This is a genomic window from Pelatocladus sp. (assembly GCF_059505505.1).
Genome location: NZ_JCACKS010000129.1, coordinates 1 through 22,806, shown reverse-complemented (window position 1 = coordinate 22,806; position 22,806 = coordinate 1). Strand labels below are relative to the sequence as shown.

The following is a 22,806-nucleotide window of genomic DNA, read 5'->3' as shown; positions in this document are numbered from 1 at the left end:
TTTTCCCCCAAGCGAGTGATTTTATTTATTTTTTGAAAGACTTAGTTCTTCTAGGAGCTTACCTGAATTACTATATTTTCTCAAACTCTCAAAGACAATTATTGATTAAAAATCGTATAGTCACTGTTCTGATTATTTTTGTTGCCGTATGGTGTACATATGAGGCATTCAATCCCAGTTTAGGTTCACCTCTAGTTGCTTTATTTGGATTGAAAGCTTACCTCTTCTATATTCCTTTAATTTGGATGTTGCCAAATTTATTTCAATCAGAGGAAGATTTATATAAATTCTTACGATCGCACTTATTTTTAATAATCCCTGTTGCTCTTTTAGGAATTTTACAGTTCTTTAGTCCTCCTTCCAGCCCTCTTAACCTTTATACTCCTGGTACAGACCAGGGTGTAGCTACATTTGGGAGTGAGGACAATAATAGTGTTAGAATTACAGGAACTTTTTCCTACATAAGTACCTACGGAATATACTTAGCAGCCTGCTTTAGTTTAATGATTCCCATGCTTTTTAAGAAGCAATCAAAGTTATGGCATTGGATCACTATTGTTGAATTATTATTACTGTTAGTTAACTCATTGATGACTGGTTCTCGCAGCACTGTTTTTGTCCAAGTTTTACTGTTACTGGGTTATTTCGGCATTCAATTTCTTAACAAGCCTGCAAGTACATTGCATTCGTTTAAGAAGTTTTTACTGCCAGCTATTATTGTTGCTATTGCTGCTTCCATCTGGTTTCGTCCGGCAATCGATGCTTTTTGGCTACGTACAACTTCTAACCAAGATGTATCAGGACGTGTTGCGGGCAGTTTCTTTGAACCTATTGATTTTATTAAGTATACAGGACTTTATGGGTACGGTACGGGAGCAACGCATCAAGCAACACCAATGCTTCGCAAAATATTAAATTTGCCACCTGGAGAAGTAATTCCAGTAGGTTTTGAATCAGAAATGGGTAGAGTTACTCTAGAATTAGGCCCTTTTGGTTTTCTTTTCTGGTATGGACTTAGAGTTAGTACTGCAATAGCTCTTTGGAATGTTTACTTAAATTTGCAAAGACCTTTCCTGCGTCAGTTAGCACTTACAGCTTTCCTATTTCAAGCTATTCAGTTTAATGGCCCATTAGTTTTTAACTATGCTTTTTCAATTTACTACTGGTTTGTCACTGGTTTTATATTCTTATTACCTCAATTAGAACAAATAGAAAATTTGCAACAATACTACCAACTATCTCAAACTAATGGTCAATCCCCGTATTTCCCTGATTCATCCAACTAGTAATCCCTTTTCCCGCAACGCCGCACTTGCCCTAGCAGAAGTAGATATACTTGATGAAATCATTACAACAACTGCCTATAATCCACATGGTACAGTTGCTCATTATTTGAATCTTTTACCAACAAATATTAGTAACCGTCTTTCCCAAGAAGCTGGACGGCGCACTTGGATTACTCCTGCTGGAGTGCAAATGCGAACCCATCCTTGGCGAGAATTAATTAGAATAGCACTCATTAAAACAGGTATGAGTAAGCGTTTGGGATTGAAGCAACAACAACTGGTTGATTGGGTATATGCTGCATTAGATAACCATGTTGCCAAGCATCATTTACAAGATCTGGCTGCTGTTTATGCTTACGAAGATGGGGCTGCAAATACATTTCAAGTTGCCAAACAACAAGGAATTCTTTGTTTGTATGATTTGCCCATTCCGTTCTATCGTAAAAATCAAGATATTCAAATAGAAGAGGCTAACAACTTTCCGGATTTAGCTCCTGTATTGCAAGCAATTCAGGAACCGACTTGGAAAGTTGAGCGCAAGGAGCAAGAAATTCAATTAGCAGACCATATATTTGTAGCATCCTCTTTTACTAAAAAGTCACTCTTGGATGTAGGTGTACAACCAGAAAAAATTAGTGTAATTCCCTATGGTTCACCCATTGAATATTTCCAGTTACAACCCAAAACTGACAAAATTTTTCGTGCTTTATTTGCGGGTCGTGTAGGACCTCGCAAAGGAGTCCACTACTTATTGAAGGCTTGGCAAGAACTGCAACTATCTGATGCAGAGTTATTATTAGTTGGGATTAATGAGTTTCCAGAAAAGTGGCTATCTCAATACAGAGATATTTTCCGCTATATGCCATCAGTTCCTCATGCTTCGTTAAATCAATATTACAGTAATGCCAATGTTTTAGTTTTTCCTTCTCTTTTGGAAGGATTTGGACTGGTGCTGCTGGAAGCAATGGCATGTGGTATTCCTGTAATTACTACAGCCAACACAGCTGCTTTAGACATCATTACAGATGGTGTTGAAGGTTTTATAGTCCCAATTCGAGATGTAGAAGCTCTCAAAGAAAAACTAGAGTGGTGCTATTGTCATCCTCAAGAGTTAGTAGAAATGGGACAAGCAGCTCGTCGCAAAGCAGAACAATTAACTTGGGGAAAATATCGGCAAAAATTAGGCAATCGAGTGCAAGAGATTTTAGCAAGTTGCTGATGTTTGGCAAGTTTCAATATATTTAAGTATAAAATATTTACAGTAATTGTAATATATTAGAGATATAATACAGATTAGATAATTTGTTTGATTTTTAACAGTAGTTAAGTATGAATATCGCTATTACTATTTATCTTAAGGCTGATGTATATATTAACCTATGTATCATTTAAATTTTTTAAATTTCAGTACTAGTCAAATAGTTAATGATCTCAAAAACAAAGGATATTTTGCTTGTGAATCAGCTTTAGAAGAAGAATATATTGATCAAATCTTTCAAGATATAGATTTCAACAATATTTTAATCAACACTAACGATGTTGGGGTAGTTATTACCCAAAATATTAAATTTTTTACTCATTGCCTCGCTAGTTCAAAAACAACATACGATATTCTAACCTCTAGAAAGATTTTAGATATTTGTAACGAATATTTTGACGATGATTACAAATTAACCAATCATAGAGTTTATCAAGTCTATAAAAGCGGTCATATGCCCTGGCATACAGACAATAATTTACAGAGTGGCAAACAACTAGTTGCCAAGCATAATATGCCGGGACTATTATTCTTATTTTATCTATCTGATGTTACAAAAAATGCCTTTCAATACCTGAAATATTCTCATAAATGGTCTTATAAGTACGATGGCGAAATATATTTAACTGATACTTTTATCGACAAAAACTATAAAAACGATATACTATCATTTCCCATGAAAAAGGGGACTATTATAATCTGTGACATTCACGGAATTCACAGAGCAGAACCTTTTAAAGATGATAACTACAGCAGAACTACTTTACTGTTTCAAGTAGATCAAGTTGGTAGTAAATATATAGGACATGGGGAAAAAAACCTAGTCAACACTGAGTATCTTGATAATTTAACTCCAGAGGTGATGGACTATCTTGGATTTGGTTTTCCAAGAAAATATCCGGCTTTTCCTAGCAGTTCAGTTGCTACCATGACACCTCAAAATATCTTAGCTCTACAAAAGCAGTTATTGCCCCAAACAATCCAAGCATTAACCAAAAGCCTAGTCAAATATTTATTGCCTGCTGAGACATTTATTAATATAAAAAGAATTCTATGGGACTTGAAATTAAAAAATAAAAATAAGCAATTTTAATAGTAATAAATGAAAATTTTGTTAATAGGTAATTATCAGCCAGATTCCATAGAAAGTATGAATAGATTTGCTTCTATGCTGGAAATTTACCTAAATCAATTTGGTCATCAAGTACGTGTAATTCACCCAATTCCTCATTTTGGTAGGCTGAATTTACCTTCGCAATTGTTCAAAAAATGGTTAGGTTATATTGATAAATTAATTCTCTTCCCATCACAATTACGTGAAGCTTTATCTTGGGCTGATGTGATTCATATATGTGATCATGGTAATGCCGTTTACACAAAATATTTAAGAAACATACCTCATGTTGTTACTTGTCATGATTTACTAGCAATTCGTTCCGCTTTGGGAGAGTTTACCGAATTTAAAACTAAATGGACAGGTAAACAAATACAGCAAATGATTTTAAAGGGACTTGATCAAGCTCAAAAAATCGTGTGTGTTTCTGAACAAACTAGAAGTGATTTATTACGTTTGAGTTCTCTTTCTGAAAGTGCTGTATCTTTGATTCCTATGGGTTTAAACTACCCCTATAGACCAATGGCAACTACAGAAGCCAAGCAACGTTTAAAATATTTAGGAATTCCTCAAGATAGCCAATTTATTCTTCATGTTGGAGGAAATTACTGGTACAAAAATCGGCTGGGAGTTCTAGCAATTTTTGATAAATTAATGTTGAAACTTCAACACCCTGATTTTTATTTAGTCATGGTAGGTAAACCCATGACTGTGGAAATGCGCCAGTTAATAACTGTACGTAATCTGACTCATAAAGTCATAGACTTAGTAAATGTTGATAACGAAAGTTTACGATCGCTCTATTCTTCTGCAACTGCTTTACTATTCCCATCCCTTTATGAAGGTTTTGGCTGGCCTATTATAGAAGCTCAAGCTTGTGGTTGTCCTGTATTTACCTCAAACCGTCCTCCGATGAATGAGGTGGGAGGAGAAGCAGCAATATATATAGAAGCAGATAACCCTGAAATAGCTGCGGAAAAAATTGTTAGCTATCTTCCTAGATTAGAAGAATTTAAGTTACAAGGCTTTGTGAATTATCAAAAATTTACAGCAGAAGGAATGATTGAAAAATATATTGAAATATATCGTCAAGCCATTGACGATAGATCTACTGATAAAGTTTAATTATTGTTATTAATTATTTGATATAACAATGATCAATCTTGATGCTAAGAATTTATTAAAACAAAACAGAAGAATTCTCAAAAATAATCAAAACTCTAACAAATATCAGCATTTACATATATGGTTTCCGAATATTTTTGAATTTAAAGGAGGAATTCAGGTATATTCAGCTTTTTTATTGGAAGCATTACAAAATTTATATCCTCATATTGAATATGATGTTTTTCTCAAACATGATACTCGCTGTTTATCAAGCGTTTCTTTTATCAAGAATACGCGGTTTCACTTTGCAGGTAAGTGGCATAAAAATTTGAGAACATTTGCTTTTGCTACTCAACTTTTAGGACATGGACTATGGCAACGCCCTAGCCTGATTATATCCTCTCATCTGAATTTCACTGTGGTTGCCTATTTGTTAAAACGCTTATTTGGCATACCTTATTGGGCTGTTGCTCATGGTGTAGATGCTTGGAATATCACAAATCCTACTTTAAAAACAGCTCTATCCCATGCCGATCGCATCTTAGCAGTAAGCAGTTACACACGCGATCGCCTGCTAAACGAGCAAAACTTAGATCCAAGCAAAATCAAAATTTTACCCAACACCTTTGATGCTAGTCGCTTTCACATAGCTAGCAAGCCGAGATATTTGTTAGAGCGATATGGACTTAAACCCGAACAGCCAGTTATATTAACCGTTGCGAGGTTAGACAGTGTTGATGCCTACAAAGGCTATGACAAAATTATTCAAGCTTTACCTAAAATTCGGCATCAGCTTCGCGATGTTCATTACATCATCGGTGGCAAAGGTGATGATCGCTATCGGATTGAGCAACTCATTACTCAACTAGGTTTGCAAGAGTGCGTTACCTTAGCAGGCTTTATTCCTGACAGCGAATTGTGCGACTACTATAATCTTTGTGATGTCTTTGCCATGCCCAGTAAAGGAGAAGGGTTTGGGATTGTTTACTTAGAAGCATTAGCCTGTGGCAAACCAGTTATAGGAGGTAGTCAAGATGGAGCCATTGATGCTCTTTGCTACGGAGAATTAGGTGTTTTAGTTAACCCGGATGATGTGGAAGCGATCGCCCAATCTCTGATCAAAATTCTCAAAGGTACTTACCCCGCTCCTATCTTGTATCAACCAGAAATTCTCCGACAGAAAGTAATTGATACTTTCGGTTTTGAACAATTCAAACAAACCCTAGCTACCTTAATAAACTCCAGGTGAAAGTTTTACATATTATCCCTTCGGTTAGTCCAACTTTAGGAGGGCCAACCGAAGTAGTTTTGAATTTAGTCAAAGCTTTGCGCGAGTGTGGTGTTGACACTGAAATTGTCACGACTAATGATAACGGTTCCAATCAACTATTAGACGTGCCTCTCAACCAACGTGTTGAGTACCAACAAGTTCCCGTATGGTTTTTGCCTCGATTTACCCCACGCATGAAGGAGTTTATCTTTTCGCCAGCATTGACTCGTTGGCTTTGGCTGCATATTAAAGATTACGACATTTTAGATATACACTATTTATTTTCTTATGCCTCTAGTTGTGCTGGAGCAATTGCTAGATGGCAAGGTATACCCTACACAGTCCGGACAATGGGACAATTAGAGCCTTGGGCGTTGTCTCAAAGTCGCCTCAAAAAACAAATATATACCTTCCTGACTGAACGACATAATCTAAATCGAGCTGCTGCTATTCATTGCACCTCAACTAGTGAAGCCAAAGATGTCCGTAACTTTGGCATTACAAGTCCCACTGTTACTTTACCTTTAGGAGTAAATCAACCAATTTATTTGCCAGATGCCAAGCAAAAACTTCACCATCTTTATGAAATTCCCATTGAAACACCGGTGGTGTTGTTTCTCTCTCGCCTCCACTACAAAAAGCGTCCTGATTTGCTGATGCGATCGCTCGGCCAATTGGCTGCTCAAAACCATAATTTTCATCTCATCTTAGCTGGTACGGGGGAGACAGATTATGTTGAGGAACTGAAAAATTTAATGACATCCCTTGGCTTAACCTCCCATATTTCATTTGCTGGTTTCGTCAAAGGTACAGATAAACAGTTGCTTCTTCAAGGCTGTGATATTTTTGTCTTACCCTCGTTTTCCGAAAACTTTGGCATAGCAGTAGCAGAAGCTATGGTAGTGGGATTGCCAGTAATTGTCACTCCTGGTGTGCAAATTGCTCCCGAAATTGCCGAAGCGAAAGCGGGATTAGTTGTAGAAGGAGAAGTGGATGCTCTTGCAAATGCGATCGCTCAATTGCTTACATCTGCGAAATTACGACAACAACTAGGTGAGAACGGTAAAAATCTGGCAAATAGTCGATATTCCTGGAATGCGATCGCTCAAAACCTTTCCTGTGCCTATGATGCAATCCTTGCTCATCAATAAGAGGTTGATCATCTGTTGAATAACTGGCTTGAGCCTATCCATGAAACGGTTAAATAGCAAACTCAAAAGATATTTGATTTTGGCTTTAGTAGGTTTTATACTCACCCTAATTAGTATAATTCCTGTACGTCTTGTGATCGCCAAAATCCAAGCTCCTCAACCCCAAGCTATTCTTATGCTTGGTGGTACTTCACTCGGAGAAAGAGAAAAATTTACTGCTGAATTTGCTCACTGGTATCCATCCCTAAAAATTTGGGTTTCTTCTCCTAATATTAATCCCAATAAGGTGCATCAAATTTTTCAAGAGGCAAGCATCCCAGACAGCCATCTTTATCTAGATTACCGTGCTAGTGACACCGTTACGAACTTTACTACACTCATTTCAGATTTCCAACAATACAGAATTCAACATGTGTTTTTAGTTACCTCAGACTATCACATGCCCAGAGCCAGAGCGATCGCCACTATCATCCTCGGTAGCCAAGGAATTGCCTTTACTCCACTTTCTGTCCCATCCAACCAACAAAAAGAACCTATCTTTCCTATTCTTCGTGATATTGGTCGTTCCTTTTTTTGGATGATCACAGGTTATACAGGAGCCAACCTTAAGTCCGATGTGGTTCGTTATTAAGCAAAAATAACTTTCAAATTTTCTAACTAACCTATAAATTAAAGTAAAACTAACATGAACATTCTTGGAATTAACGCTTACCACGGTGATGCATCAGCTTGCCTGATCCAAAACGGTCAACTTATTGCTGTAGTCGAAGAAGAACGGTTCACCCGCACCAAACACTGGGCTGGATTCCCTGCTCAATCTATCCGCTATTGTTTGCAAGTGGGTGGTATTAGTGCAGCAGATTTGGATCATGTTGCTGTCTCCTTCAATCCCAAAGCCAACCTGAACCGCAAACTACTGTTCACCTTGCAACAACGTCCTTCCCTGTCATCACTTTTGGATCGCTTTAGCAAACAAAGTAAATCTGCTAGCCTTAAGGAACAATTAGCAGAAGCTTGCCACTGTCAACCAGAAGACATTAGCACTCCTATCCACACATTAGAACACCATACAACCCACCTAGCCAGTACTTTCTTTGTTTCCCCATTTGACAAAGCTGCCATTTTATCCATTGACGGGATGGGTGATTTTGTTAGTACTCTCTCCGGTGCAGGTGAAGGCAAGCGTCTCGATTACTTCTGCCGTACTCACTATCCCCATTCTATCGGTTATCTTTACAATGCTATTACTCTCTACTTAGGTTTTCCTGCCTATGGCGATGAATATAAAGTGATGGGATTAGCACCTTATGGGGAACCAGAATATTTAGAAGCATTGCGCCGAATTATTTATCCCAAAGGCGATAGTTTTGAGTTGAACTTAGATTATTTCACTCATCATGAGCAGGGTATCGCCATGAAATGGGACAATGGTGCGCCCCATGTTGAACCTTTCCACAGCCCAGAACTAGAAAAATTACTAGGTCCAGCTCGACAACCCAAGTCAGAAGTGACATCAAAACATCAAAATATTGCAGCATCTGTGCAAGCAGTGACAGAGGAAATTATTTTTCATTTAATCAACCGATTGAGCGATCGCTACAAGAGTGAAAATCTCTGTTTAGCAGGCGGTGTAGCGATGAACTCTGTTGCGAATGGCAAGATTACTCAAAATACTCCTTTTAAAAACGTATATATTCCAGTGGGCGCTGCTGACAATGGTACATGTATTGGAGCAGCCTTCTTTGTTTGGCATCAAATGCTCAAACAACCTCGTCATTTTGTTCTAAATCATGCCTATTGGGGTTCGGAATTTACTGATGAAGAGTGCTTGCTAGCATTACAGTCTCATGACTTGCAACCCAAACACCTAGAGCGAGAAGCCCTACTCAACCAAGTTGTTGATTTTCTTTGTGAAGGTAAAGTAGTCGGTTGGTTCCAAGGCAGAATGGAATTTGCTGCTAGGGCTTTAGGGAACCGTTCCCTCATTGCAGATCCACGTCGCTTGGATATGCGCGATATCATCAACCTCAAAATCAAGTTCCGGGAAAAATTCCGCCCCTTCGCTCCTAGTATATTGGAAGAAAAAGTCGGTGAATATTTTGAAATCGATGAACCTGCACCGTTCATGGAAAAAGTCTTTAAAATTCGCCCAGAAAAAAGAGAATTAATTCCTGCTGTTACTCATGTTGATGGTACAGGGCGTTTACAAAGTGTCAGTCGTCAAACAAATCCTCTCTATTGGGACTTAATTAATACCTTTGCTCAACGTACGGGTATTCCTATTGTTCTCAATACATCTCTCAACGAAAATGAACCCATTGTTCGGACTCCCACTGAAGCAATTCAATGCTTCTTGAGAACTAACATGGATGCTTTAGTATTAGGTTCTTATTACGTAGAACGCAGCGACATTAAATCATAGATCGAACTCATTTTTTTTTGCATATGTCCTGAAGAACTCCGATATCTAATGTATTAGTGTAGAGACTTTAACAGTTATCAACTAGCAATTGCTAATTTTTCACTGATTTTAACTGGAAAGGGGAGCATCTTAAATGTTCAAAAAATCCACCTGCGATTGAAATCGCAGTCTCATAACTTAAAGTCTGCTTAAGCCAGACTGTTTGATTTATTTGAGTCTTGAGTCGTATAAAGACGACTTGTGCTATTAGCTAAGGGTTTAAACCCAAGCGCGGGATATGGAAAAATGAAAAAATTGGGATGCTCCCACTGGAAAGTCTCTTTTATACTTATGCTCCTGTTTGATTATTAGACATCTGGTGAAAAAGAATATAAAACCCTTGTGCAGTCAGGGTCGATACCTCATTTCTGGAGATGTCTATTGTTGGTGAGTAAGCTAATTTTTTTGTTTCCTTATCTGTCAATTAAAAATATAACAACGAGCAATTACACTAAAGTTCAAGTGGTAAGCACACAACTGAAAATGACAAAAAACTGGGCCTTGGTAATCGGTATCAACCAGTATGAATTCCTGCAACCCCTCAAGTATGCTAAGAGAGATGCACAGTTAATGCGGGAATTTCTCTGCAATGAAGCTGGTTTTGATCAAGTTTGCTTGTTCTGTGATAACTCACCCAAAGGGTTCGAGACTTCAACTCATCCTTCTCGAAATAACTTGTTGCATTTTTTACATAATTTATTTGAAAAATCCTGCTTGCAGCCAGGAGATAACTTTTGGTGTTTCTTTAGTGGTCATGGTATTGTACATGCTAATCAAGACTACATCATGCCCTGTGATGGTAAGATACAAGATGTAGAAAATACAGGGATTCCAGTTAATTATCTGACTGAAGGTTTACGTGGCTGTGGCTCTGGTAATGTTATTTTAATCTTTGATGCTTGTCGTCATCAAAACAAAACTTTGGGGGAAAAATTTGGGCAACAAACTCAACAAATGGCACGTCAAAATAGATTCACCAGCATTTTTTCTTGTAGTTTTGATGAATACTCCTATGAAATTGATGCGTTAAAACAAGGAGTGTTTACCTATGCATTACTCGAAGGTTTAGGCAATCAGGGACAATGTGCCACAATAGAACGTTTGAACAAATATCTCAGTTTTCGAGTGCCACAACTCGTTTATCAATATAAACATGCTCGACAAACACCCCACATAGTTGCTGAACCACAAGCTAAGTCACACCAGATTCTTCTACTAAAACATGCGACTTTAGACGATATTTCTAAACTCAAAATCAGTGCTTTTCAAGCTGAAGTTGACAACAATCTGGAACTAGCAGAGCAACTATGGATGCAGGTGAATAGTATAGCTTCTACTCCAGATATAGATGCGATCGCCGCAATGCAAAGAATTGCTCAGTTGCGGTCTGAATTTTTATATTCTCAAACCAATATTGTACTCCAACCCTCTTATCTAGAAAAAAATAGAAGGTTAAATTTACCACTCCAAACATTAGAAGTAACAAGCACTAATGATTATCATAATGAGGTCAATAGAACAACAGAACATTTTTTAAAACTTAACAATATTTCAGTCTTCAATTCAGAGTTTAAAAACGATAAAATTAATAACATATATAATATTAAAGAGAAAGATAAAAATATTAATTTCTACTCTGCACTAGAAATAAACTATCAGCAATTAAATGATCTCTTAGCAGCTGGTAAATGGAAACAAGCAGATCGAGAAACTCTCACTTTACTGCTAAAGGCAGCAGGTAGAGAAAAAGAAGGCTGGCTGAATATTCAATCTATCAATCAACTTCCCTGCATTGACCTTTTTACCATAGACCAGTTGTGGCTGAAATACAGTAATGGGCGCTTTGGCTTCAGTGTGCAAAAGAGTATTTGGGAAAGTGTCGGCGCTCAAACTGATATTGATTATGAAATATGGTGTCTATTGTGTGATCATGTTGGCTGGCGCGTAAATGACAACTGGTTGTTTTATTCTGACTTAACTTTTAGTTCAGATGCTCCTGAAGGACATTTCCCCGCAGCAGGTATAATTCACTCTTTAACAGAATGGCGAGGTTGGGTTGTAGGTTCTTTGAGTTGTGTGATTGGTTTCTCTGCTCTTACATCTAAAATGGAGATATGCGACCTGTAGTACACTTTGAATTTAGATCTGAATTGAGAATTGTGTGTTGGTAAAGATATCTCAACTCCAACAATGTGAACCTTGTTGTTACCATTATGTACCAAATAGATCCTCCGCTTTCGCCAAAAGAAGTTCTACCTACCATGTATGATCTCAAAAGTGAAGATCCGGAGGAGCCTGGTTTGCCTGATGAGTTTCATATATATCAACCCCAACTTTTACGGGAAACCTTTTGTCCGCCAACTTATTCTCCAGATGAAGTTTTTGTTGCCAGTGATTTAAATCTTTATTACGACTCTCGCCACCCTCTATGGTACAAGCGGCCTGATTGGTATGCAGTGGTTGGTGTCTCTAGATTATACGAAGAAAAAGACCTACGTTTGAGTTACGTAGTTTGGCAAGAAGGAGTCAATCCCTTCGTTGTAGTGGAACTACTTTCTCCTAGTACAGAAAAAGAAGATTTAGGACGTAATCTCAGAGTTGTAGATCAACCGCCAACTAAATGGCAGGTTTATGAACAAATACTACGTGTTCCCTATTACATAGTTTTTGACCGCTATACGGATACACTGCGAGCATTTATTCTTCAGGCAGACCGCTACACTGAAATAAATTTGGAAGAACAGCGTATTTGGATGCCAACCTTAGAATTAGGCTTGGGACTGTGGCAAGGTACTTACCAAGGTATCACGCGTTTATGGCTGCGCTGGTATGATGTCAACGGTAATTGGATTGCTACCCCAATAGAACAAGAAGCAGAACGATCTGAACGTTTAGCAGCAAAACTGCGAGAATTAGGCATTAACCCCAACGAGTTGTAGAGCTTGGTAATTTCTGGCAATGATAAGGGTGCAGAGGTTAAAATATTAACAGTTATTGATCATTATTCAGTGAACACTGGTAACTGTTTACTGGAAACTGATTTCGCCTCAAAGCCAGGAGTCGGTCAGCCATGAAAGCACCTCTTGATATAGAATGGATACTTGCCCAGTTTCCGGCATTGACCCAAAAAATTAACAATCAACCTGTAATTTTTTTTGATGGGCCGGGAGGTACACAAGTACCAGGATCAGTAATAGATGCGATCGCCGATTACCTGGTGAGATCAAATGCTAACGCCCACGGGCCTTTTACCACTAGCGCCCGGACAGATGCGCTAATTGATTCGGCTCGAACTGCTGTGGCTGATTTCCTTGGATGTCACGCAAGTGAAGTAGTCTTCGGTGCAAACATGACTACCCTCACCTATACATTGAGTCGGGCTATCGGTCGAGAAATTCAACCCGGTGATGAAATAATTGTGACACGTCTTGACCACGATGCTAATGTTTCTCCTTGGTCTGCATTGGCTGAACGTGGTGCAACCATCCGGTTTGTTAATATTAATGTTGAAGATTGTACTCTCAACTGGAGCGATCTTGAACAGCAAATTAATGATCGCACACGTCTAGTAGCAGTTGGCTATGCTTCTAATACAGTTGGTACAATAAATGATATTGCCGCGATCGCCCGACTTGCTCATACAGTCGGGGCGTTGGTTTTTGTGGATGCAGTCCACTACGCACCCCACGCTTCCATTAATGTGCGATCGCTCGATTGTGATTTTCTTGTCTGTTCTGCTTATAAGTTTTTTGGGCCTCATGTCGGAATTCTCTACGGGAAACACGAACATTTAGCCCGTCTCCAACCTTACAAAGTCCGCCCCGCTTCCGATGAAACACCATCTCGTTGGGAAACAGGTACGCTAAACCACGAAGGTTTAGCAGGGATGGTAGCGGCGATTAATTATTTGGCAAAAATCGGTTGTCATGTCTCGCCTTCAGTGGAAACTCAGTTACTTTCTACTCTTCTAGAAGCTGATACAGGCAAATGGGAGACATTTCGCTGTCCACCCAGACATGCAACATCGTCATCTTATCCCAATCGGCGTGCGGCTTTAGTAACTGCAATGACAGCTATTCAACAATATGAAGCAGAACTCAGCAAAGAATTGATTTGTGGGCTTTTGGAGATTAGTGGCTTAACTGTCTACGGTATTACCGATCCAGCACGTTTTAGTTGGCGGACACCAACGGTAGCATTTCGACTAGAGGGACAATCTCCCCAAATAGTGGCAAAACTTTTAGGCGATCGCGGTATTTTTACCTGGTATGGTAATTTCTACGCCATAAATTTGACTGAAAAGCTAGGAGTAGAAGCTAGCGGTGGTTTGTTGCGAGTTGGATTAGTACATTACAACACGGTGGCAGAAATTCAGCGATTGTTAGAAGTATTACATGAGATAGCTTTACTATCAAAATAATTTACAAGTGTGACAACCTGAAGATCAGCAATCATGCTGTTAGTAAAGTTTTATTTAACTACACGCAACTCACATTTTTTCAGATTTTTGAGCATTTTTTGCAACTGCGGGTCTCTTTTAGAAAATAGCATCGGCAAACAGGTTTGCTGACGCCTACATCTGTCGCAAAGCATACTACTTTACCCCCTTTTGTGGATTTTGCAGAGATTGGTTTCTCCAGGAAAAGCTGACTCTAGGGAGATAACTTTTCTGGAATGTTAGTGTGTTAGGAGTAGTATTTTTATCACCCTACTATCTTTACTTGGGGATCACTGCATGTGGTGTCACAGGAGTTAAAAAATACTTAAAGTTTCTTTAAGAGCGTGATCAACAAACATGCTCCTATTCAGCAATTATCAACAAAAATAATGTATGATTATGTGATTATCGGTGCAGGTTCAGCAGGTTGTGTTTTAGCAAATCGCCTCACTGAAGACCCAAACACAACAGTGTTACTGTTAGAAGCAGGGAATTCAGATCAAAAACAAGAAATTCATATTCCCGCAGGTTTTCATAAGTTATTTAAAACAGAATATGACTGGGCTTATTACACAGAACCACAGTCTCACCTCAACAATCGTCAATTATATTGGCCTCGTGGCAAAGTCATCGGTGGAAGTAGTTCAATTAACGCCATGATTTATATTCGTGGTAATTTGCGTGACTATGATTATTGGCAGGAATTAGGTAATTTAGGTTGGAGTGCAAAAGACGTACTCCCCTACTTCATTAAAGCTGAAAATCAGAATGTGCTGAAGAATGAATATCACGGTGTAGATGGACTTCTCAACGTCACAAATCAGCGCTGTATTAATCCACTTTCTCACGCCTTTGTTAAAGCAGCGCAACAAGCAGGTTTTTCACTCAATCATGATTTCAATGGTGCAAAACAAGAAGGAGTAGGATTCTATCAAGTTACTCAAAAAAATGGGAAACGTCACAGTGTCGCATCTGCTTATTTAAAGCCAATATTACGACGTTCTAATCTTACTATTCAAACCAATTCTCAAGTCACAAAAATAAGTTTTTCAGGTAACAAGGTTGTTGGTTTAATCTATATTCATAATCAAGTAAGATATGAAATAAAAATCGCCAAAGAAATTATTTTAAGTGCTGGTACAATTAATTCACCACAGTTATTAATGCTATCAGGAATTGGAGATGCAAAAAAAATAAAATCTCTGGGAATTCCTGTTGTCATGAATTTACCTGGTGTCGGCAGAAATTTACAAGATCATCTGTGTGTACCTGTTGCCTATAAATGTACACAATCTATATCTCTAGCAAATGCAGAAAAGTTTAGAAATATTCTGAAGTATATACTTTTAAAAAATGGGTCTCTCACCACAAATGTTGCGGAAGCGGGAGGTTTTGTTAAAACCCATCCTGACTTAACAATAAGTGATATACAATTTCATTTTGCGCCTGTTTTTTTCTTGAATCACGGCTTTATCCAACCAAAAGGACATGGATTTACTTTCGGCGCGACTCTTTTATATCCGCAAAGCAAAGGTAGCATTACTTTAGGTTCTATCAATCCTCTAGAAGCACCCATCATTCAACCCAATTATTTAGAAAAAGCCGCTGATTTAGAAGTTTTAGTAGCAGGTGTCAAAATATCGCGTCATTTAGCAAAAATGCCAGCCTTTGATCACTACCGAGGTGAAGAATTAGTCCCCGGTTTGCAGGTACAGAATGATGAAGAAATACGTGCTTATATTCTAGATACTGTAGAAACTTTGTATCACCCAATTGGTACTTGCAAGATGGGTAATGATTCGATGGCGGTAGTTAATTCCCAATTGCAAGTACACGGAGTTCAAGGACTGCGAGTAGTAGATGCATCAATTATGCCATCCATTATTGGTGGTAATACTAATGCCCCCACAATTATGATTGCTGAAAAAGCTGCTGATTTGATTAAAAATTCTTGATAGCAAGATCACAACTTCTCAAGTCCCTGAACATCATTACTTAAATTACACCTAGACGAGGTAAACGATGTTTGAAACCGCAGAGAATTTCCCAGGAAATCGTGTTTAATTGATTTGCCCAATCATCAGCAGATATTTGTTGTTTACCGTCTTGACCAAGTAAAGTGACTACTTCACCTTCTTGTATATCTGGTAAAGCACTGATATCTAGCATTAGCTGATCCATTGTTATCGTACCAATCTGTTGGACTCGTTGACCACGGATTAATACCTGTATTTTGTTGGAAAGATTGCGCGGTACACCATCTGCATAACCAATTCCAACAACAGCAATACGCATTTCTTGCTTGGCAATAAATTGATGACTGTAACTCACACCAGTACCAGCAGCAATGGTTTTGACTTGAGTAACTCTCGCCCTGAGTTGCAAAACAGGTTTAAGTTCAATTTGCGATCGCAAATGTGTAGCTGGGTAAAGTCCATAAATCAACAAACCCGCACGCACCATGTTGTAGTGTAATTGTTTATCACTGAGGGTCGCGGCTGAATTTGCCAAGTGCAAGCAAGGTGGTTTGATTCCCAAGGCTTTAATTTGAGCGATCGCTTCTTGAAAGCGACGGTGTTGTAGTTGCATGACAGTCGGATCATGACTATCTGCTGTTGCTAGGTGAGAGTATACACTAGCTATCTTTAAAAGTGGCAAACTCTGGACTAGCTGGACAAATTCGCAGGCTTGTTGCCAATTAGTTCCCAAGCGCGACATACCCGTGTCTAATTTAACGTGTACAGGTATGGGAGAACTATGATTGATTGCTTCTAAAATGTTGGAAAAAACCAGTGCTTGTTTGGGGCTACATAGTGTTGGTTGAAGTTCCCAATGAGCGATCGCATAAATTTGTTCTGGAGTATGAGTTGCACCTAAAATCAAAATTGGAGCTTTAATTCCAGCTTCGCGTAATTGAATTCCTTCTGGAACTGTGGCAACACCAAGCCAACTTGCTCCTGATTGTAATGCTGTTTGGGCAACTGTAATTGCTCCGTGTCCGTAAGCATCTGCTTTCACAACTGCCATTAGCTGGGTACGTGGTGATAAGAATTGACGCAGTTGTTGGACATTGTGCGACAAAGCCATTAAATCAATTTCCACCCAAGCACGTTGTGAAAACCAAGCATAAGTGTCACATTGCCCAATTGCAACACCCTGAGATTGCTCATGACTTAACATCCTGTTTACTCCTATCACACCACTGTTGTGCTTTCAGCTTATATATTTATTCATGTTGCTGAAAGCTACTCTGGAATAATCACAGAAGTTTACCGCTCATCGTGTCAATAGCACAAGAGCTAATAATGGGATTAGGTTTAATTAGTTAACCATGGTTCTAATTCGCCCATATTGTCCAGAAGATTTAGAAGAGGTAGTTCAGCTTTGGTGGCGTACTTGGCATGAAACCTTTCCCAAACTGACACATCCACAATCATACACAACATGGATTGTTCGCTTCCGTGATGAAATCGCTGTGCAAGGACTTGTTTGGGTAGCAGAATTGGAAAATAAAATAATTGGTTTCGTTGTAGTTATGGAGCAAAAAAGATATTTAGATCAGATTTTTGTTGATACTCGATACCAAAATCAGGGTATTGGCTCAATGCTGATCGAAAAAGCCAAAGAAGCTTGTCCACTGGAATTGAATTTACATACATTACAGCAAAACATACAAGCCTCTGCATTTTACGAACGGCATGGTTTCAAAGCTAGTAAGCTGGGAATTAATAAAATCAACGGTCAGCCCAATTATTGAATACCATTGGAGCGATCGCTAAATTCTTGCTCTAAAAATCTAGACTTTTCTACTCATTGAGATTTAGACCAAAAAATTAGAAGTATAATTTATTCTCATTACCAAACCAGAGTACATTGTGTGTTAATATATGTAAAACTAATACCTCGAACGATTATCAATGGGGAAGGTTTTAGTACTGAACGCCTCTTATGAACCGCTCAACATCACGAGTTGGCGCCGTGCTGCGGTTCTGTTAATCAAGGGTAAGGCAGAGCGGGTAGAACACAATGGCAAGTTTCTCTACTCCGGTTTTCCGCTTCCAACGGTAATCCGATTACGCCATTATGTCCGGGTTCCCTATAAAGAAATTCCTCTGACTCGTCGAAACATATTGCATCGAGATGGTCACAGCTGTCAGTACTGTGGTTACACAGGAGATGAGCTGACCTTAGATCATGTGTTACCGCGATCGCGTGGAGGAGGAGATTCCTGGGAAAACATTGTTACAGCTTGCGTCCGCTGCAATGTTAAAAAGGGTTGCCGCACCCCCCATGAAGCACATATGCTGCTACGCCATCAACCTCGCAGACCCTATAGCAGTTTGTACTTTGAGGTCACAAAGCATCTAAAAACTGGAACACACAAGGAGTGGCAAAAGTATGTTATAGGTCTTTGACAATTACCTTTGTTTAATATCAATCGGTAAAAGTTTTTTATAGCTTTTGCTGTTCACCAAGTATAGACGAGGTTGGTTTTTCGGCTTGTTGTCGGCTATTTTTTCTTTTACAAGCTGGCGTAGGAGTTTGTAAAGTTTTATTGCCGATTTTTTACCAACCTCGCAATAATAGCATATTTTGGTGTTTTAGCAAGTAGTTAATTTTTTAATTTGCCAATTTTATAGATAAAGCATCCTTCGGTTATTCACCAAACAAATGTAGAAAAAATAGACCCATATATACATTCTCAAGTTCATTGATTTTTGCGAAGATCGAGATAGTGTGGCTAAACCAGTGATTTGCTGGTTGCAGTCTTGATTGTTGGACTTAATATAATGCCACACTGTACAAACCATTTACTATGCAGTTTCATTCTTCCCTTAATCAGTTTGAGAGATTGCCATTGACGACAGATCCAACTCCAGAAGTGAATCCCGATGAGGTAGACATAGACAAAGAGTCTTTAGATGTTCCACTCATCAGACAGTCTGCTGGAACACAAACATCAACAGAAGGAAGCAATTCTCTAGTAGGTCAGCGTGCCAATTCTGTGACTCTACAGAAATCAGAAGAATTACGTCAGATGATGCTTGCACACCGTCATGATCGCCAGTTAGTAATTCTGCAAGATTTTCCAGATCCAGATGCTCTTTCTTCTGCTTGGGCTTACCTGTTAATCGCTCAACAGTATGATATTAAGTGCGAGATCATCTACGCTGGCACTCTTAGCCATCAAGAAAATATTGCCCTTGTGAAGCTAACTGGTTTACCAGCTATTCGTTGTTCGCTGCCCAATCTCAAAAGCAAAGATTTGTCTTCTTACCAAGGTTATGTCTTAATTGATAACCAAGGAACGACCTCTGGATTAGTGCCATTAGTGCAACAAGCAGGAATTCCACTGATGGCAGTCATTGACCATCACAATTTGCAAGGAGACCTCAAATCAGAATTTGTTGATATTCGTCCTGCTGTCAGAGCCACAGCAACAATTTTTACTCAGTACTTGCAAGCAGGTTTACTGCCTTTAGATAGCAGTATTAATCAGCATGTCAAATGTGCAACTGCCTTAATGCATGGTTTGCGTTCAGATACCAACCTGCTGATGCAAGCCAGAGAAGAAGATTTCATGGCAGCAGGCTATCTGAGCAGATTTTACGACGCCCAGCTACTTAACGCCGTACTGCTAGCTAACCGTTCTAAACGGGTAATGGATGTGATTGAGCGATCGCTCAAAAACCGTATAGTCCAAAACAACTTTTCCATTGCTGGAGTTGGTTACTTGCGCTACGACGACAGAGACGCCATTCCCCAAGCCGCAGATTTTCTCGTCACTGAAGAAAATGTCCACACAGCTTTAGTTTACGGCATTGTTCACGATGAAGATGAAGAATTAGAAGTCGTTGTAGGCTCTTTGAGAACCACTAAACTTACCCTAGATCCTGATGAGTTTATCAAAGAAGCTTTTGGACAAGATAGCAGTGGTCGATTTTTTGGTGGTGGACGCACCAGCGCTGGTGGTTTTGAAATTCCTATGGGTTTCTTATCAGGCAGTAACGAGAATTCCACTTATGCAAAAATGAAGTGGGAAGTTTTCGATACTCAAATTAAGCAAAAGCTGCTGAGATTAGTTAATCCTAAAGATAACCCAATTCAATCAGAATAAGTCATTTGTCATTTGTCATTTGTCATTGGTAAAGGTTTAGTGCATGTTTTCTTTTCCTAAATTGGGTTATTTGATTTAATTTTGCTGGAGATTAATTTCTTGAAATGATTGAGAAGATTCCTCTAATAGCAAATTACCAGGTAAAGCTGACTTGCCGTTAATTTCTAAAGCATAATCTCCTTGTGGCAATCCTTCAAGATAATAAACTCCAGCACCGTTAGTAACAGACAATCGTCGCAGACCTGAATTTGCTTGAATAGCTTCTACCCGTACCCCTGGAACTGGCTGACCTTTGACATCAGTTACAACTCCGGTACGGGTGTAAGACTTGACAAGAGGTAACTCTACTGTTGTATAACTACCAGCGCTGGTGCGTCCACAGCTAAAGCATCTGTTGCTGTTTTCCAGTCAACGGGAAATCCTGCTGGGTCGAGATCAAGGCGATATTTACCAGGAGACAAACGCACCAAAGCTGCTTCATTTTGAATTTCTGGTTGGAAAAACTTCAAAGGACGGTTGTTGAGAATGAGCATTAACTCTGGCTGTTTGAGATACACTGCTTCATTAGGATCACGTTTGCCATTATGATTGCGGTCAAAAAATGGTTGAATTAATATACCGCCTTGGGTGCGGAAATAGTTAGAACGCCTAGAAGAATCAGGCTGAATTCCTCTTTGCATGTCAACGCTAGAAACTAACTCAATCCCAAAACTTGGTTCATCTGAAGTCAGCGATACTGCTTGGTAACGTCCCCGCAGCATTATACCAGGGATAATTGTTGTTCCCAAGCTGGCGATCGCTCCTGAACCTTGTGAACCAATACCATAACCTAGTTGTGCTTCCCACAAAAAGCTTCCATCAATAGCGCGTGCTGGTGAACGATAACGCCAACTCGCACTAGCTAGATTATTTTCCTGGGAAAGTAAATTACTAGTTTCGTAATTCAAAAGCAATGAGTGTCCCGTATCAAAAGAACTCTTCCCGGAAAAATTGTAGGCGAATTGAGATAGAGAACCAACTTCATTCCCACGAGTTGTGAATTCCATATCACCCAAGCGTTGCAGAAAACTCCAACGGAAGTGATTTTGAGTGTCTAAAGTAGCACGAGCAAAGGTAAAAGAATTTTTCCGACTATGGGAAATTTCTAAACCCCCAAAAGCACCATCTCGACTGTTGTAGCCTGATAAGAAACCTAGCCAAGGAAGCATTCGCCAATCAAGATTAAAAGTAGAACCAAAGCGATCGCTAAAAAATCGGCTATGCACAGTCCGAGAAAAATCATACAGCGTATTGCAGGTTTATGAGGTACAGACTATTCGGTCATAAATTATAAGAAAGTTTTTCACTCAATCAGAGATGTACCTCATTTACTTGAAAACTGCTGTATCTAATATCAGCGTTCACATCCCAGTGATTTTTTTCATCCCCGCTTAAAGCTGAAACAGCTACCGTTAAAGGTAAATTTTGCGGTTGATAAAATATTTCTCCCAATCCGCGAAATGAATTATCGTAAACTCCACCAATCCCTACAGTTAAGTTTTCCGACAAACCCCAACGTTGAGACACACCTCCTGTGAAATCAGAAAATTCTCCTAAGTAATTAGGATTATCTGTGGAAAATTTCCTCCGCAAACCACCAGAAACAATCAACGCATTCGCGCCAGCTGGTAATTGTCCTGGTGCAGAAGAAAAAGTTAAATCGCGAATTTCTGGTGCTTGGGTGAGTCGTCCTTGGGCGTAAAGTAACAGACGGTAATTACTAGCTAAAAAACGACCATCAACTTGAATATTGTCAAAACGATAAATACCAGAAGAATCAACTAAGACTTCTGCAACTGGGCGATCGCTAAAAGCTGGACTTAATCTTACTAATGTTCCTGGTTCTGCTTTACCTGTAATCACTCGCCCAATTTGAGCAGATTGCAAACGCTGACGTGGATCTGGTGTCGCACCTAACAATGTTTCTTTTGGCTTATACTTGTGGCGCTGAATTGTCGTGAAACCCCAGTAATCACCCGTTTGTTGACCAAACCAAAACGGTGTCTGTGAACCGATAATATAATCAGCCCGATTTGTCTGGCGCAGAAATTGGGCTTCAGCAATTTGCCAAGTAGTAGCATTTTTGAAGTTTGGTTGGTTGGCGCGGATAAACCAACTACCACCTAAAGCTGTACCAACAGCTGTAAAATTACCTTGATAACTAGTACTATAATTAGTGAAACCATTAGCATACAAACGCTGCTCAACACCAGTAATGCTAAAATCTGGAGCGATAACTTCTGGTAGTCCCACTAATTCTACTGGCGCTTCTTGAGGTTCACTAAATTCCCCCGTTACTGGAGTTTTTAACCAAGGTGGAAGTAAGCGCACTGCATAATCATTAATATCAAATTCAGCCGGGACGCCAAACAAAGTTTGCAAGTCTTGCACAGAAAAGACTAACCCCAATTTTGGATCATTGCGGAGTAGTTTCAGGTTAATACGAGTCACAAGACCAGGCGCTTGCACTTCTTGCAAACCATCTGGCAAAGGTGTCACTTTTAAATTCAAAGGTAACTCCCCAGGTAGGACTGTAAGGATCATTCCATTGAGAGAAGAATTAT

Annotated in this window: 18 protein-coding genes and 1 pseudogene; 15 read left to right on the top strand and 4 right to left on the bottom strand. The window is 39.2% G+C overall.

Annotation, left to right across the window (positions count from 1 at the left end):
• The first annotated feature begins 101 nt into the window (after positions 1-101).
• The 12 genes from AC5JMK_RS11470 (at position 102) to AC5JMK_RS11415 (ending at position 16,040) form a co-directional block, all read left to right on the top strand.
• Complete coding sequence (locus tag AC5JMK_RS11470) at positions 102-1,286, top strand: hypothetical protein (protein ID WP_495910120.1); 1,185 nt, start codon at positions 102-104, stop codon at positions 1,284-1,286.
• Entirely contained in the window at positions 1,249-2,505 is a 1,257-nt protein-coding gene (locus AC5JMK_RS11465; protein WP_495910119.1) for a glycosyltransferase family 4 protein, read from the top strand. Before AC5JMK_RS11470 ends, AC5JMK_RS11465 begins: the two co-directional genes overlap by 38 nt.
• A gap of 160 nt (positions 2,506-2,665) precedes the next feature.
• The gene (locus AC5JMK_RS11460) at positions 2,666-3,637 is read left to right on the top strand and encodes a phytanoyl-CoA dioxygenase family protein (RefSeq protein ID WP_495910118.1); all 972 of its coding nucleotides are present in this window, start codon (positions 2,666-2,668) and stop codon (positions 3,635-3,637) included.
• Positions 3,638-3,646: 9 nt separating this feature from the next.
• Entirely contained in the window at positions 3,647-4,783 is a 1,137-nt protein-coding gene (locus AC5JMK_RS11455) for a glycosyltransferase family 4 protein (protein WP_096676344.1), read from the top strand.
• Positions 4,784-4,811: 28 nt separating this feature from the next.
• Complete coding sequence (locus AC5JMK_RS11450) at positions 4,812-6,014, top strand: glycosyltransferase (RefSeq protein WP_096676345.1); 1,203 nt, start codon at positions 4,812-4,814, stop codon at positions 6,012-6,014.
• Positions 6,011-7,186 (top strand): glycosyltransferase, encoded by a 1,176-nt coding sequence (locus tag AC5JMK_RS11445; protein WP_495910117.1) that lies wholly within the window; start codon positions 6,011-6,013, stop codon positions 7,184-7,186. Before AC5JMK_RS11450 ends, AC5JMK_RS11445 begins: the two co-directional genes overlap by 4 nt.
• Before the next feature lie 40 nt (positions 7,187-7,226).
• Positions 7,227-7,817, top strand: a complete 591-nt coding sequence (locus tag AC5JMK_RS11440) for a YdcF family protein (protein ID WP_096676347.1) — start codon at positions 7,227-7,229, stop codon at positions 7,815-7,817.
• A gap of 54 nt (positions 7,818-7,871) precedes the next feature.
• Positions 7,872-9,608, top strand: coding sequence for a carbamoyltransferase family protein (locus AC5JMK_RS11435; RefSeq protein ID WP_495910116.1), 1,737 nt, complete (start codon positions 7,872-7,874; stop codon positions 9,606-9,608).
• Between the two features lie 522 nt (positions 9,609-10,130).
• Positions 10,131-11,774 carry a GUN4 domain-containing protein gene (locus AC5JMK_RS11430; RefSeq protein ID WP_096676351.1) on the top strand — a complete coding sequence of 548 codons (1,644 nt, stop codon included), beginning with the start codon at positions 10,131-10,133 and terminating at the stop codon, positions 11,772-11,774.
• Positions 11,775-11,860: 86 nt separating this feature from the next.
• Positions 11,861-12,586, top strand: a complete 726-nt coding sequence (locus AC5JMK_RS11425; protein ID WP_096676352.1) for a Uma2 family endonuclease — start codon at positions 11,861-11,863, stop codon at positions 12,584-12,586.
• Positions 12,587-12,717: 131 nt separating this feature from the next.
• Entirely contained in the window at positions 12,718-14,067 is a 1,350-nt protein-coding gene (locus AC5JMK_RS11420; RefSeq protein ID WP_096676353.1) for a cysteine desulfurase-like protein, read from the top strand.
• A 407-nt stretch (positions 14,068-14,474) separates the two neighbouring features.
• Positions 14,475-16,040: a GMC family oxidoreductase gene (locus AC5JMK_RS11415; RefSeq protein WP_495910136.1), complete on the top strand. Its 1,566-nt coding sequence runs from the start codon at positions 14,475-14,477 to the stop codon at positions 16,038-16,040.
• A gap of 40 nt (positions 16,041-16,080) precedes the next feature.
• Here the strand turns inward: AC5JMK_RS11415 and alr are convergent, their stop codons facing one another.
• Entirely contained in the window at positions 16,081-17,265 is a 1,185-nt protein-coding gene (gene alr / locus AC5JMK_RS11410; protein WP_495910115.1) for an alanine racemase, read from the bottom strand.
• A 151-nt stretch (positions 17,266-17,416) separates the two neighbouring features.
• On the opposite strand from alr, the gene AC5JMK_RS11405 reads away from it, so the two are divergent.
• The 3 genes from AC5JMK_RS11405 (at position 17,417) to AC5JMK_RS11395 (ending at position 20,203) form a co-directional block, all read left to right on the top strand.
• Entirely contained in the window at positions 17,417-17,842 is a 426-nt protein-coding gene (locus AC5JMK_RS11405; RefSeq protein ID WP_495910114.1) for a GNAT family N-acetyltransferase, read from the top strand.
• A 160-nt stretch (positions 17,843-18,002) separates the two neighbouring features.
• Entirely contained in the window at positions 18,003-18,500 is a 498-nt protein-coding gene (locus AC5JMK_RS11400) for an HNH endonuclease (RefSeq protein ID WP_096676356.1), read from the top strand.
• 401 nt (positions 18,501-18,901) lie between these two features.
• Positions 18,902-20,203 (top strand): DHH family phosphoesterase, encoded by a 1,302-nt coding sequence (locus AC5JMK_RS11395; protein WP_096676357.1) that lies wholly within the window; start codon positions 18,902-18,904, stop codon positions 20,201-20,203.
• Between the two features lie 75 nt (positions 20,204-20,278).
• Here the strand turns inward: AC5JMK_RS11395 and AC5JMK_RS11390 are convergent, their stop codons facing one another.
• From AC5JMK_RS11390 to AC5JMK_RS11380, 3 genes and pseudogenes are all read right to left on the bottom strand, one after another.
• Positions 20,279-20,461, bottom strand: coding sequence for a hypothetical protein (locus AC5JMK_RS11390; RefSeq protein WP_495910135.1), 183 nt, complete (start codon positions 20,459-20,461; stop codon positions 20,279-20,281).
• A gap of 86 nt (positions 20,462-20,547) precedes the next feature.
• Positions 20,548-21,468: a hypothetical protein gene (locus tag AC5JMK_RS11385; protein ID WP_495910113.1), complete on the bottom strand. Its 921-nt coding sequence runs from the start codon at positions 21,466-21,468 to the stop codon at positions 20,548-20,550.
• Positions 21,469-21,553: 85 nt separating this feature from the next.
• Positions 21,554-22,806: pseudogene (locus AC5JMK_RS11380) on the bottom strand (carboxypeptidase-like regulatory domain-containing protein); the annotation flags it as partial.